This window comes from Actinokineospora auranticolor (assembly GCF_002934265.1).
Taxonomy (GTDB): Bacteria; Actinomycetota; Actinomycetes; order Mycobacteriales; family Pseudonocardiaceae; genus Actinokineospora; species Actinokineospora auranticolor.
Genome location: NZ_PTIX01000026.1, coordinates 17216 through 30907, shown reverse-complemented (window position 1 = coordinate 30907; position 13692 = coordinate 17216). Strand labels below are relative to the sequence as shown.

The following is a 13692-nucleotide window of genomic DNA, read 5'->3' as shown; positions in this document are numbered from 1 at the left end:
CGGGGTTCAGCTCCCAACCGCGAAGTAGGCGGACAACCGCTCGCGCTCGCGGCCCCGCAGCTCCGCCCACAGCGCGTCGTACTCGGCGGTGGGGATCTGCGAGTAGTTGTCGTTGTGGTCGGAGAAGTCCTGGAAAGCCGCGTCGCGCAACCGCTCCGGCGACAGCGCCGCGCGCGCCTTCGCCCAGTGGCTCTCCTCGCCGAGCGGGGTGCCGGGCAACGGGTAGTAGCGGTAGGCGTCGAAGGCGAGCCGGGGGACCTCGTCGACCAGGGCCAGCGTGCGGCGGGCGTCGGCGCCGTCCTCGCCGGGCCAGCCGATGCCGATCGAGGCGCGCAGCGCGAACCCGAGGTCGATGGCCCGGTTCAGCGCGCCCGCGACGTCGCGCACGGTGCCCTTGGCCAACCTGCCGCGGGTGGTGGGGGCGGCCGACTCGACGCCGACGTAGAGCGCGCGGAAACCCGCGCGGTGCATCAGCGCGAGCAGGTCGGGGTGCCGGTCCAGATCGGTCAACTGGACGTCGCAGCCGAATCGGAATGGACTGCCCTCCGCGATGAGCCGGGCGCAGAACTCGCGCACCCGGTGTTGCCGGGCGTCGATGAAACAATCGTCGACGAAGTAGAAGCCGCGCGCGCCGGTGGCCGCGTTGAGCGCGTGCAGATCGGTGTGCAGTTTCGGCGCGGTGACGAACCGGAACCGCGCGCCGGGGTGGTGCGCGTTGAGATAGCAGAATGTGCAGCGGCGGGTGCACCCCCGGGCAGCGGCGACGTGGATACCGGGCACGGCCATGTTCGGCCACGCGCTCGCCGGGTGCACGTACTCGGGGAGGTCGGGCCACCACGACGGCACGCCGACGGCGTCGAGGTCGGGTGGCTCGTGGCCGTGCACGAGGGTGCCGGGGCGGGGCCGGTCGGCCAGCCACGACACCATCGCCTGCTCGCCGTCGCCGCGGAAGAGGGTGTGCACACCGCGCCAGAGCGGGGCGCGCGGATCGGGGAAGGTGCTGACCAGGGGGCCACCCGCGACGACGGGGAGGTCCGGGGCGACGGCGCCGAGGTGGTCGACGGCCGCCCGGAACCGGCGGGCGCCGACGCCCTGCTTGGCGGTGAACCCGACGACCGTCGGCCGGTGCGCGGCCAGCGCCGCGTCGAGCGCGGCGACCACGTCGGCCCCGTTGAGGTCGAGCACCACGACGTCGTGACCGGCGGCGCGCAGCGCGTGCCCGACGGCGAGTGCGCCCCACGGCGGAAACGCCCGCGGATCGCTGTCGTCGTAGATTCCCGGATGGACCAGCAGCACCTGCTCGCGCGTCACCGCGTCTCCCTTCCCCCTCGACCGGGCATCGCGGCGAATGCGGCTCGCGTTACCCCGTCCCGGGTTCGAGCAATGCCACCGACACGTTTCCTCCACGATAGGGTGAAATCGAGGGAAAGGCAGCCGACAATCGTCACCGCGGGTAGGCAAAACGCATTTCCCGAGCGGGCCGCCGACCTTGCCCGACCCCGCCGAGGATCGTGTCGTTTTCTCGCTGGTACGCGGCGGGCGAACCGGCGATGCTGGACGGCGTGCACTCCGACACCGAGGCCTGCGTCCGCGCCGTGCGGTCCCGCGACGCGCGGTTCGACGGCTGGTTCTTCACCGCCGTGGTGACCACGCGCGTCTACTGCAGGCCCAGTTGCCCGGTGGTGCCGCCCAAGCCGCGCAACATGCGCTTCTACCCGAGCGCGGCGGCGGCCCAGCAGGCCGGTTTCCGCGCGTGCAAGCGGTGCAGGCCGGACGCCACACCCGGGTCGCCGCAGTGGAACGAGCGCGCCGACCTGGTCGGCCGCGCCATGCGGCTGATCGCCGACGGGGTCGTGGACTCCGGAGGCGTGCCCGCGCTGGCCGCCCGGCTCGGCTACAGCGTCCGGCAGGTCGAGCGGGCGCTGCGCGCGGAACTCGGCGCGGGTCCGCTGGCCCTGGCCCGGGCGCAGCGCGCGCAGACCGCGCGGGTGCTGATCGAGACCAGCGCGCTGTCGATGTCGGACGTGGCCATGGCGGCCGGGTTCGGCAGCATCCGCGCGTTCAACGACACCGTGCGCGACGTGTTCGCGCTATCGCCGACGGAGCTGCGCAGGCGCGCGGCCAAACCCGTCGTCGACCGCCTCGGCGTGCTGACCGTGCGGCTGCCGTTCCGCGCGCCGCTGTGCCCGGACAACCTGTTCGGCCACCTCGCCGCCACGGCCGTCCCCGGGGTGGAGGAGTGGCGCGACGGCGCGTACCGGCGCACGCTGCGGCTCCCCGGCGGACCCGGCATCGTCAGCCTGCGCCCGCTGCCCGACCACATCCGCTGCGACCTGTCGCTGACCGACCTGCGGGACCTGTCGGTGGCGATCAGCCGGTGCAGGCGGATGCTCGACCTGGACGCCGACCCGGTCGCGGTGGACGAGGCCCTCTCCGCCGACCGGGTGCTGGCCCCACTGGTCGCCAAGAACCCGGGCAGGCGCGTCCCGCGCACCGTCGACGGCGCGGAGATGGCGGTGCGCGCGGTGCTGGGCCAGCAGGTCTCGACGAAAGCGGCCCGCACCCACGCGGGTCGGCTCGTGCAGGCGCACGGCGAGCCGGTCGTCGACCCCGTCGGCGGCCTGACGCACCTGTTCCCCAGCACCGAGGCCCTGGCCGACCTGGACCCCGAGTCGCTGGCGCTGCCGCGGTCCCGGCGCGCCACCCTGACCGGCCTGATCGCCGCCCTACCCACCATCGACCTGTCAGTGGGCGGCGACTGGGAATCGGCGCGCGCGGCGCTGGCGGCGTTGCCCGGCATCGGTCCGTGGACGGTGGACACCATCGCCATGCGCGCCCTCGGCGACCCGGACGCGTTCCTGCCCACCGACCTGGGCGTCCGCCTGGCCGCCGAGGGACTCGGACTCCCCGCCTCCCCCACCGCCCTCACCACCCACGCGACGGCGTGGCGCCCGTGGCGGGCGTACGCGGTCCAGTACCTGTGGGCCACCGGCGACCACCCCATCAACCTGCTGCCCGCGGGTTGAGCCCTCCCGAAAGGAAGTTCGTGCAGAGCGCACCCGCCCCGGTCACCTTCACCGACCGGGCCACCGGCCCCACCAGGTACACACTGGTCGAGTCCCCCATCGACGACCTGCTCCTGGTAGGCGACGGCGAGTCGATCACCGGCCTGTACACGACCCCGAGCCACCGCCACTTCACCGGTGTGGGCGCAGATTGGGTCACCGACACCGGCGGCCCGTTCCCCGAAGCCCGCCGCCAACTGGCCGCCTACTTCGCCGGGGAGCTGCGGGACTTCGACCTCCCCCTGGCCCCCACCGGCACCCCTTTCCAGCGCACGGTGTGGACCGCGCTGACCACCATCACGTGGGGCCACACCACCACCTACGGCGGCCTCGCCCACCAACTGGGCCGCCCCACCGCCTCGCGCGCGGTGGGCATGGCCAACGGCCGGAACCCGATCTCCATCATCGTCCCGTGCCACCGCGTCATCGGCACCAACGGCTCCCTCATCGGCTACGGCGGCGGCCTCCCCCGCAAACAGCACCTGCTCACCCTCGAGGGCACCTCCCTCATGTGACCCCACTCCACCCTCGCCCGATCCGCCCCCCTTGTGCACTAACCGCCGATCCCTCCCGTCCGGTTACCAAGTTGCCCACATCCACCCAACCCATCCACAGAGTTTCGCCACCCCCTCCCGGCTGCCCCATCGCCGATTGGAGTGCCATGGATTTCTCGGACGTCGGACCCAAGTAGAATAGGTCTTGGATGATCGGAAATGTCATGGTTCATCGTCGTCATCGTTTCTCGCCGGAGTTCAAGGACGAGGCCGTGAAATTGGTCGAGTCCAGGGTGTCTGTTGCGGAGGCGGCGTGCCAGTTGGGTCTGCTTGAGCAGACTCTGCGGAACTGGGTCGAGACGCGCCGTAAAACCAGGGTACGGTCGCTCCGTTGAGTGTGGACGAGCGTGCCCGGTTGCGGGAGTTGGAGCGGGAGAACCAGGAATTCCGCATGAAGAACGAGTTCCTGGGAAAAGCCGCGGCCTTCTTCGCCCGCGACTATCGTGACCGAGATCGACGAGTTCATCGACGGCGAACGAGGCAGATATCCCGTGACGGCGATGTGCGAATGGCTGGGTGTCACGCTCCGGCTTCCATGACTGGCGGTTGAGGCCGACATCGTTCACCGTCGAGCGTCGGGAATCGCTCAAGGGCGGGATCGAGACGGTGTTCGCCGAATCCCGACGCACCTACGGATACCGTCGTGTGCACGCGGCGTTGGCTCGTCAGGGTGTGGCCCGCAGGCCGGAGCTCGTACGGATGATGATGCGCGAGCTTCACCTGGCCCCGACCGGACGACGTCGCCGGCCGCTCACGACCGTGCCGGCACCCGACATCCACATCACGCCGGACCTCGTCCGCCGCGATTTCACCGCGGACCGTCCCGGGCACAAATCGGTCGGGGACATCACCTGTCCCCCCAGAGGAGGGCGGGGGCTGTCCTGGGTCCGGGCGGGGTGATCAAGAAGTCGACCAAGCCGGATACCGCCTCAGCCGCACCTTGCCGGGCCACCAAGCCCGCTCATGCGCACCCCGCCTGAAGGCGGCGCACCCCGCCAAGCCGCACTCGGGCCCACCCGCGACTTCCCCACCCGGCCAGGCCGAGCTCACCGGCCCCCGCCCAAGCCGCGCTCGCCCACCTACCTCAGCCGCCCCGGCAACCTCTCCCACCCCGCCAGGCCGAACCCACCGGCCCACTCAAGCGGCACTCCCCCACCCACCGCAGCCGCCCCGTAACTTCCCCCACCCCGCCAGGCCGAACCCGCCGGCCCTCGACGTCTGCCAGCCCGACCCCCACTGAACCCACCGCGCCCCCACCTTCTGCTCGATGGGTGTGGATTGTCTTTGTGTGGGGGACGAGCCTGCCAAGCTCGCCCGCGGGTGGGGTGGGCTTGCCCATCCCACCGCTCTTGCCCCACCGCAGGCTCGTAGGGGCCCCGCGCAAAGACGATTCACCCCATCGAGCAACGCTCGAAAAACTCGCACCCAGACCACGAGAGAACCCAACCCCGCTGGAACCGCACCAACCCGCCTCTCTCGTGTGAACCGACCCACGCTCACGTTCCGACCCCCGACACCCCCGGGTACGCCCCCATAGGGCAACAGCCAACCGAAGGGGACGCAGCGTGTCCGAGACGTGGGTCCGAATAGCCACCGCGATCGGCGCGTACGCGGTGTTCCTACTGGTCGAGTGGACGATCCGGCGCACGCTAAGCGGCCTCGGCCGGTCCGCCCTGCAAGCATCGCTCCGGGAGTGCACCCGCACCCCGCTCCGCTGGTTCGCCGCGATGATCGTGCTCCGGTTCGCCGTCGGCGGTGTCCTGCCCGGCCCGGCCGCGCACCTGCTCACCCTCGCCCTGATCGGCACCGGCGCCTGGCTGCTCGCGGGCATCCTCATCGCCGTCGAGCACTCCGTCCTCTCCCGCCTGCGGGTCGACGAGCGGGACAACCGCCACGCCCGCCGCATGCAAACCCAGATCACCCTCGTCCGCCGCGTCACCGTCGCCGCAGTAGCCGTAGTAGCCCTCGGCACCATGCTCATGACCTTCCCCGCGGCAAGAGCAGCGGGCACCAGCCTCCTGGCCTCCGCGGGCGTCATCGGCGCCATCGCCGCGTTCGCCGCCCAGTCGCTGCTCAGCAACGTCATCGCGGGCCTGCAGATCGCGTTCAGCGACGCCATCCGGCTGGACGACGTGGTCATCGCCGAGGGCGAGTGGGGACGCGTCGAGGACATCACCCTCACCTACCTCGTGGTGCACGTCTGGGACGACCGCAGGCTCGTCATCCCGACCGCGCACTTCATGGCCAGGCCCTTCGAGAACTGGACCCGCCGCGAGGCGGCGCTGCTGGGCACGGTCGAGCTCGACGTCGACTGGGCCATGCCGATCGAGCGGATGCGCGAGGAGCTCCGCCGGATGGTCGACGAGACCGACCTGTGGGACCGCCGCGTCTGCGTCCTCCAGGTGACCGAGGCCGTGCACAGCGTGGTCCGCGTCCGCGCCCTGGTCAGCGCCGTGGACGCGCCGACGCTGTTCGACCTGCGCTGCCTGGTGCGGGAGAAGCTGGTCGCGTGGATCAACGACAACCACCCGTACGCGGTCCCCCGGCTGCGCACCGAGCACGTCCGCCACATCCCGACCCAGGACGGCCACGGCGAACCCGACCGCCTCTTCGGCGACACCCCCGACGGCCGCCGCCGCTCCCACGCCTTCCAGTGACACGGCCTCGGCTCCGCCGAGGCGGCGAGATCGCCCTTCAGCCGATTTCTTCCCTCCCGGTTTCGCGCGGCCGGGGGCCGCGCGAAACCGCTCAGTCCAGAAACCGGCGCGATCCCGCGTGCACGTCTTCGTCGATCGGTGACCGGGCCCCTAAGTTCGACCCGTGACCTACGACCACGGTGAACCCCACGACCAAGGCCTGCTCGACGTCGGTCAAGGCAACCGCGTGCACTGGGAGGTCTCCGGCAACCCCGACGGCCTACCCGCACTGCTCGTGCACGGCGGCCCCGGCGCCGGCAGCAACCCCCGCAGCCGCGAGTTCTTCGACCCGGACCGCTACCGGCTGGTCTCCTTCGACCAGCGCGGCTGCGGGCGCAGCGAACCGCACGCCGCCGACCCGGACACCGACATGCGGCACAACACCACCCACCACCTCATCGCCGACGTGGAACTCCTGCGCGAACACCTCGGCATCGACCGCTGGCTGGTCGCGGGCGGCTCGTGGGGCTCGACACTGGCGCTGGCCTACGCCGAGCGCAACCCGCACCGGGTCCGCGCAATGGTGCTCTCCGGCGCCACCAACGCCCGCCGCGCCGACTTCGAGTGGATCACCGGCGGTGTCGGCCGGTTCTTCCCGGAGGCCCTGGCCCGCTTCCGCGCGGGCGCCCCCGACCTGGCCCCCGACGACACGAACGTCGCCGCCGCCTACTCGCGCCTGATGGAGGACCCCGACCAGGCCGTGCGCGACAAGGCCATCAGGGACTGGACGACCTGGGAGGACACGGTCGTCTCCCTCGAACCCAACGGCGACCCCCAGGCCTACAGCGGCCGACCGCCCCGCAACCTCGCCGCCATGGTCCGCACGGTCACCCACTACTGGGGCAACCACGCCTGGCTCGAAGAGGACGAGATCCTCCGCGACGCGCACAAGCTGCGCGGCATCCCCGGCACGATCCTGCACGGCCGCCACGACCTCGGCGGCCCGGTCAGCGTCGCCTGGGAACTGGTCCACGCCTGGCCGGACGCGGAGTTGGTCGTCGTCGAGGACTCCGGGCACACCGGCAGCGCCGAGTTCTTCCGCCGCAAGCGGGAGATCCTGGACCGCTACGCCGAACTCAGTCCGCGGTGACCAGCCCGCTGCGGTAGGCGATCACCACGGCCTGCGCCCGGTCCCGCGCGTCGACCTTGGCCAGCACCCGCTTGACGTGCGTCTTGGCCGTGGACTCGGCGATGACCAGCAACTCCGCGATCTCGGCGTTGGACAGCCCCTGCGCGACCAGCCGCAGCACCTGGGTCTCGCGGTCGGTCAGCCGGGCCAGCCGGGGGTCGTCGCCCGCGCCGGGGACACGGCGGACGAAGTGCTCGACGAGGTCGCGGGTGATCGCCGGGTCGAGCAGCGTGTCCCCGGCCGCCACCACCCGCACGGCGTCGATGAGCCGCTCCGGGCTGGCCCGCTTGAGCAGGAAGCCGCTGGCGCCCGCGCGCAGCGCGCCCCAGACGTACTCGTCGTGGCGGAAAGTGGTCAGCACCAGCACGCGGGCGTCGGGGCGGGCGGCGACCACGCGGCGGGTCGCCTCGACGCCGTCGACGCCGGGCATGCGGACGTCCATCAGCACGACGTCCGGGTTGAGCGTCGCGGCCAACTCCACCGCGCGCAGCCCGTCACCGGCCTCACCGGCGACCTCGATGTCCCCGGCGGCGCCGAGCACCACGCGGACCCCGGCGCGCAGCAGGGAGTCGTCGTCGGCGAGCAGTACGCGGATCACGGCGCGAACCCAATCACAGCGCTCACCCGAGCGGGAGGACGACCCGCAGCCGGAAGCCGCCTCCTTCACCGCCCCCGTGGACGACCGTGCCGCCGAGCACGGACACGCGTTCCCCGATACCGGTCAGCCCGCGCCCCGGCCGGTATCCGGACTCCGGTCCGCTGCCGTGGTCGTGGATCTCCACCACCACCCCGCACTCGTCCGCGGCGATCGCGACCGTCGCGGACCGCGCCTCGCCGTGGGTGAGGGCGTTGGTCAGCGCCTCCTGCACGATCCGGTACACCGCCTGCTCGACCGCGCCGGGCAGCGGCGGCGCCGTCACCCGCAGGTCGACCCGCATGCCCGCCTCCGTCATCCGCGCCACCAGCCGGTCCAGCCCGGCCTCGGGGACGTCCTGGCGCAGGCCGCCGAGCACCCGGTCGAGCTCGTCCAGCGCCTCCCGGCCGGTGCGCTCCACTCCGGACAGCAGTTCCCTGGCCTGGTCCGGATCGGAGTCGAGCACGAGCCTGCTCGCACCCGCCTGCACCAGCATCACGTTGACCGTGTGCCCGACGAGGTCGTGCAGCTCCCGGGCCATCCTGGCGCGTTCCTCGGCGACCGCGGCGCGGCGGGCCAGTTCCCGCTCGACCTCCTGCCGGTCCCGGCTGCGCGCGCCCACGTAACCCAGTGCCCAGCCGAGCAACCACGTGAACACCGTGCCCGCCGCGGCGGGCGCGGGCACCGGGTCGGCGACGAAGTAGGCGAGGATCCCGGGGAGCAGGATCACCGGTCCCCACAACGCCCGGCGCGGCGCCGCGTGCAGGCCGACACTGTAGAGACCCAGCAGGTTTGCGTAGGGCGCAACGGGATTCGCCGTCGCGAGCAGGCTCTGCGCGATCAACCCCAGCGACCCCAGCAGGTAGCCCGCGACGGGCGTGCGCCTGCGCAGCGCCACGCCCGCCGCGACCACCGCGCTGAGCCCGATCGCCCGCCACGACCACGGGTCCACCACCACCATGGCGGCGAACGCCAGCACCGCGACGGACCCGTCGACCGCCGACCCTGCTCGGCGGTCGACCGACCGGATCCACTCGCGCGCTCTCACCCCACCACCTCACCCGACCTCACCGGCCCACGTCCAGCCCGCTCACCCGGCTCGGCGCGCGGCAGTGCCCGCAGGTAGGCGTAGCCGATGAGGGCGACGCCCGCGACACCGAGCACGGCCAGCGGCAGGACGGGGTCCGTCCACGCGCGACCCGCGTACGCGGTCAGCGTGATCGAGGTGAACGCGGCGGTGTAGCCGATCGCGGCCACGGCCACGACCCCGGTCCGCTTGCGCGCCGCCACGGCGCTGCCGTCGAGCAGGATGGCGAGCACACCCAGGACCTGGATGCCGTGGATGCCCGCGGCGTGGGCGAACTTCGCCGCGCCGTCCGCGCCGAAGGTGAGGTCGTAGGGCACGTGCCCGGTCGCGGCGACCACCGCGTCGCCCTCGGCGATCAGGTCGCTGCCGATGTACCCGGCCACGAGCAGGCCGCCCAGGCCCACCAGCGCGGCGATCCGCGCGTGGCCGGGGCCGCGGAAGTCGACCGCGGTCCACACCGCCAGCAGCACCATGCCCAGGACGATCAGCACGACCGTCATCCCCATGACGCTGAACATGTTGTCGTCGAACTCGGTCGCGGCGTTGAAGTGCGACGGCACCCCGCGCCAGCGCTGCGTGGTGATCACGCCGACCTCGAGCACCGAGCTGAGCCCCAGCAGCCCGGCCAGCGCGCCGCGCCAGACCCGCTTGGGCAGGTGCCGCAGCACCCACACCGCCGACCAGCAGAACGCCCCGAACGACACCGCGAAGACCACCGGCTTGCGCCAGGTCACCGGACCGACCCACGGCCCGCCGTCGACCAGCGCGACCACCCCGTGGAACCCCGCCGACGCCAGCAGCAGCGTCCCGCAGCACCACAGCAGCCACTGCGCCGCGCCGGCCGGGCGCATCGCCGCCCACACCTGCCGAACCATCCCTACCCCCTCTTGAGCACCGATAGGGGCAAAGGTAGGGATTCCGGCTTGCCCGCTCGTCCCTCCGACGAGGTCGCCGGGCATACCCCGACGGGGGTACCGCACCCTGAAAGACCTCTCAGGGTCCACAGTGGATCACCCGGATAGCGCCCGAATTGCGCCGTTCGGGCGTAGATGTGGTTTAGACCTCCGCCTAGTTTGGTCCAGACCAGAGGGTCACCGCCGGGAGGCGGCGACATGTCCCACCTCCAGAGGGAGAACTATGTCGGCTAGGAAATGGCGGGCGGCCACGCTGCTCACCGGGCTGGTCGCCGCCGCGGCGACCGTGGCCGTGCCGCCCGCGCAGGCGCACCAGCCCGACCGCGGCCACGGGCACGACCACGGCTCGCAGGTGCGGACCGTCGGCTACTTCATCCAGTGGGGGATCTACGCCCGCGACTACCACGCGGCCAACCTGGTCACCAGCGGCACCGCGGCGCGGCTCACCCACCTCAACTACGCGTTCGGCTCGCTCGACGAGCAGGGCAACTGCGTCAGCGCCGACGCGTGGGCGGACTTCCAGCGCCCGGTCCCGGCCGAGCAGAGCGTGGACGGCGTCGCCGACGTGGCCGGTCAGCCGGTGTCGGGCAACCTGAACCAGCTGCGCAAGCTGAAGGTCAAGTACCCCAACCTGAAGGTGCACATCTCGCTCGGCGGTTGGTCGGGTTCGAAGTACTTCTCCAACGCGGCCCTGACCCCGCAGTCGCGCGCCAACCACGTCAAGTCCTGCCTCGACGGCTGGCTCAAGGGCACCATCGCGGGCACCGACGCCAACGGCAAGGGCCTGGCCGCGGGCATCATCGACGGCGTCGACCTGGACTGGGAGTGGCCCGCGAGCACCGCGGGTGCCCCGGGCAACGTCGTGCGCCCCGAGGACAAGGTGAACTTCACCGCCCTGGTGAAGGAGTACCGCACGCAGCTCGACAAGTTCCCCGGTCGGCACAAGCCGGAGCTGACCGCGTACCTGCCCGCGAACTCCCGCGAGATCGACAAGGGCTTCGAGGTCTCGAAGGTCTTCAAGTACCTGGACTTCGGCACGGTGCAGGGCTACGACCTGCACGGCGCCTGGGACCTGGAGACCAACCAGCAGTCCGCGCTGCGCACCCCGAAGGGCGACCCGACGCCCGCGCCGGGCTACAGCACCGAGGTCACCATCGACAGCTACCTGTCGCGTGGCGCCCCGCGCAACAAGCTCGTGCTCGGCGTGCCGTTCTTCGGGCGCGGCTGGACCGGCGTCACCAACGCCAACCGCGGTCTGTTCCAGAAGGCCACGGCGGCCGCTCCCGGCAAGTGGGAAGCGGGCGGCGAGGACTACAAGGAGCTCAAGGCCAAGGTCGGCAAGGACGGTTTCAAGATCTACCGCGACGACCGCGCGGGTTTCTCGTGGATCTTCAACGGCACCACGTTCTGGACCTACGACGACCCGACCGAGATGCGGCGCAAGGCCCGCTACATCAAGGACCGCTGCCTCGGCGGCGCGATGATCTGGTCGCTCGACGCGGACACCGCCGACGGTGAGCTGATCAAGTCGCTGCACCGGGAGCTCACGTCCCGTTAGGACGGTCACTCCGGTGGCACGGGGCCCGGGCGGATTTCCGCCCGGGCCCCCGCTTTTGGCTGCGAATGGAGTCTTCTCCGCCCGTCCGCCCTGGCTTACGGTGACGCCAACCAGCAGGGAAAGGACTAGTCATGGCCCCGATCTCCCCCGAACGGACCAGCGGATGAGCGGCTGGCCGGAACTGCGCTCGAGCCGGACCGTCCGCGCGGGGCACGCCCCCGGCACGGTGATCAGGTGCGGGGTGACCGACACGGTCATCGCCGACGTGCCGGTGTCGGTGGTGTTTTTCTACCAGCGCGCGCTTTCCGCGGAACGCCTGGCGGACGGCCTTTCCACGGCCCTGGCCGCGGTACCCGCCTTCGCGGGCAGGCTGCGCACGGTCGGCGACCAACTGGAGATCGTCTGCGACGACTCGGGTGTGCCGTTCGAGACCTACGACGTGGACGACACGCTGCCCAAGGCGATCGGCCGGGTGACCCTGCCGGGTGGCGGGTTCGTCGACCACGTGCAGGCCAACGCCGCGCGGGTCGGCGGGCTGCCGCTGCTGACCGTGCGGTTGACCCTGCTCTCCGACGGCAGCAGCGCCCTGGGGTGCTCGTTCCACCACTCGGTGGGCGACCTGGCGAGCTTCATGCTGCTGGTGCGCGCCTGGTCCGCGGCCGTCGAGTCGACCACCGCGCCGGAGATCACCCAGCTGACCGACCCGGACGCGTTCCTCGACGCCTCGCTGCCCGCGGCGGACTCGGGCACCCCGGGGTTCCGCCTGCCGACCACCGAAGACGCCAAGCGCTTGGCCACCGAGTTCGAGTCCGCGGTGCGCGCCAACCGCACGGTGCAGGTGTACTTCACCGACGAGGAGGTCAGCCGCCTGCGGGCGGAGACCAGCGCGGCGGCGGGCCGGAGCCTGTCGGCCAACGACGTGCTGTGCGCCCACCTGGCCCACACCCTCCGCGCCCTCGACGGCGACACCGAGGAGCCGAGGTCGATGGCGCTGCCGGTGAACGTCCGCCGGTTCCTGGGGATCGAGCCGGGGGTGGTGGGCAACCTGGTCAGCGAGATCTTCCTGACCACCCCGCCCGCGGCGACCGCGGCCGAGATCGCGACCCGCATCCGCGAGGCCGTCGAGGAGTTCCCCACCGCCCACCTCAAGCTGCGCGCCAACCGCGCCTTCCTGGAGTCGATCGGCCGCGACCGCCTCAACGAGTGCATCCCCTGCGGCTTCGACCCGGAACGCAAAACCCTGACCATCACCAACTGGAGCCGCTTCGGCATCTACGACGTCGCGTTCGAGGGCGCCCGCCCGGCGTTCTTCAGCCCGACGTCGAACCTGCAACTCCCCTGGGTCGCCTGGCTGGTGGAAGGCTTCCACGGCAGCGGAACCCTCCTCACCATCGCCGTCCCAGCCCGCCTCGCCACCACCCTGCGCGGAGCGGTGGGCCGAGCGGCCCTGCACCCGCACCGGCGGGAGGACGACCCGGCGCTACCCGAACTGGTGACATCGGTACGCAAGTTGGCCTAGCGTTCGAACACGTGTTCGAACGCTGTGGTAGTATCGGTGGTGTGGAAGGGGAATCCAGGGGACGCACGAGGGACACCGTGGCCAGGTACTACCAGCCCTGGCCCACGCCGGTCCAGGCCGCGCACTACACCGAACCGGGCACCCTGCCCGCGATAGGCCAGTGGGTGACCTCCCTGCGCCAACAGGGGCGGGTCGCACCCCAGGTCTCGTTCACCATCGACGGAGGCGAACCCCCGGTCGGCGTGCTGACGAACGGAGCCGTCCACCACGCCCTGGTCCAGACCGAGTTCCTGGTCTACGACCGAGAAGGCTTGCACGTGTTGGACGCGCATACGTTCTGGCGCCACTACTACGACCCGTTCCCGCCGGATCGGGAGTGGACCCAGTAGCTCCGACCCACCGCCCCGCCCGCCCCCTCGGCAGGCGGGGTGGTGCCATGTCCTGACCCCTTCGAGAGTTGTCCACAGGCTTGATCGTCTTCGGCCGGAACTGTCGGTGCGCGCCGGTAGAATTGATACCGGGGGGCGGAGGCACAA

The 13692-nt window shown here is 71.7% G+C and carries 13 protein-coding genes; 9 read left to right on the top strand and 4 right to left on the bottom strand.

Annotated features, from left to right (window positions below; all coding sequences use genetic code 11):
• Positions 1 to 6 precede the first annotated feature (6 nt).
• Positions 7 to 1311: a B12-binding domain-containing radical SAM protein gene (locus tag CLV40_RS31085; RefSeq protein WP_181043848.1), complete on the bottom strand. Its 1305-nt coding sequence runs from the start codon at positions 1309 to 1311 to the stop codon at positions 7 to 9.
• 251 nt (positions 1312 to 1562) lie between these two features.
• Here CLV40_RS31085 and CLV40_RS31080 point away from each other — a divergent pair, with 251 nt between their 5' ends.
• The 6 genes from CLV40_RS31080 to pip all read left to right on the top strand — a co-directional run bounded on the left by CLV40_RS31080 (position 1563) and on the right by pip (position 7405).
• Positions 1563 to 3026 (top strand): DNA-3-methyladenine glycosylase 2, encoded by a 1464-nt coding sequence (locus CLV40_RS31080; protein WP_181043852.1) that lies wholly within the window; start codon positions 1563 to 1565, stop codon positions 3024 to 3026.
• Between the two features lie 20 nt (positions 3027 to 3046).
• Entirely contained in the window at positions 3047 to 3580 is a 534-nt protein-coding gene (locus CLV40_RS31075; protein ID WP_245931678.1) for a methylated-DNA--[protein]-cysteine S-methyltransferase, read from the top strand.
• A gap of 188 nt (positions 3581 to 3768) precedes the next feature.
• Positions 3769 to 3954 (top strand): transposase, encoded by a 186-nt coding sequence (locus tag CLV40_RS40935; protein WP_104482576.1) that lies wholly within the window; start codon positions 3769 to 3771, stop codon positions 3952 to 3954.
• A gap of 181 nt (positions 3955 to 4135) precedes the next feature.
• Positions 4136 to 4519 carry an IS3 family transposase gene (locus tag CLV40_RS40930; protein WP_104482575.1) on the top strand — a complete coding sequence of 128 codons (384 nt, stop codon included), beginning with the start codon at positions 4136 to 4138 and terminating at the stop codon, positions 4517 to 4519.
• 665 nt (positions 4520 to 5184) lie between these two features.
• Positions 5185 to 6276, top strand: coding sequence for a mechanosensitive ion channel family protein (locus CLV40_RS31060; RefSeq protein WP_104482574.1), 1092 nt, complete (start codon positions 5185 to 5187; stop codon positions 6274 to 6276).
• 163 nt (positions 6277 to 6439) lie between these two features.
• Positions 6440 to 7405: a prolyl aminopeptidase gene (pip, locus tag CLV40_RS31055; protein WP_104482573.1), complete on the top strand. Its 966-nt coding sequence runs from the start codon at positions 6440 to 6442 to the stop codon at positions 7403 to 7405.
• Here the strand turns inward: pip and CLV40_RS31050 are convergent.
• Genes CLV40_RS31050 through CLV40_RS31040 form a run of 3 tightly spaced genes read right to left on the bottom strand, consistent with a single transcriptional unit; the run spans position 7392 to position 10040 of the window.
• Complete coding sequence (locus CLV40_RS31050) at positions 7392 to 8042, bottom strand: response regulator (RefSeq protein WP_104482572.1); 651 nt, start codon at positions 8040 to 8042, stop codon at positions 7392 to 7394. The two genes, pip and CLV40_RS31050, sit on opposite strands and share 14 nt — an antisense overlap.
• A 22-nt stretch (positions 8043 to 8064) precedes the next feature.
• Entirely contained in the window at positions 8065 to 9126 is a 1062-nt protein-coding gene (locus tag CLV40_RS31045) for a sensor histidine kinase (RefSeq protein WP_104482571.1), read from the bottom strand.
• Entirely contained in the window at positions 9123 to 10040 is a 918-nt protein-coding gene (locus tag CLV40_RS31040) for a hypothetical protein (RefSeq protein ID WP_104482570.1), read from the bottom strand. The genes CLV40_RS31045 and CLV40_RS31040 overlap by 4 nt, the downstream gene beginning before the upstream one ends.
• Before the next feature lie 262 nt (positions 10041 to 10302).
• Here CLV40_RS31040 and CLV40_RS31035 point away from each other — a divergent pair, with 262 nt between their 5' ends.
• The 3 genes from CLV40_RS31035 to CLV40_RS31025 all read left to right on the top strand — a co-directional run bounded on the left by CLV40_RS31035 (position 10303) and on the right by CLV40_RS31025 (position 13545).
• Positions 10303 to 11637 carry a glycoside hydrolase family 18 protein gene (locus CLV40_RS31035; protein WP_104482569.1) on the top strand — a complete coding sequence of 445 codons (1335 nt, stop codon included), beginning with the start codon at positions 10303 to 10305 and terminating at the stop codon, positions 11635 to 11637.
• Between the two features lie 163 nt (positions 11638 to 11800).
• A complete protein-coding gene (locus CLV40_RS31030; protein WP_104482568.1) occupies positions 11801 to 13156 on the top strand; it encodes an acyltransferase in 1356 nt (451 codons plus the stop codon).
• 77 nt (positions 13157 to 13233) lie between these two features.
• On the top strand, positions 13234 to 13545 hold the full coding sequence (locus CLV40_RS31025; RefSeq protein ID WP_104482567.1) for a hypothetical protein: 312 nt from the start codon (positions 13234 to 13236) through the stop codon (positions 13543 to 13545).
• Positions 13546 to 13692 lie beyond the last annotated feature (147 nt).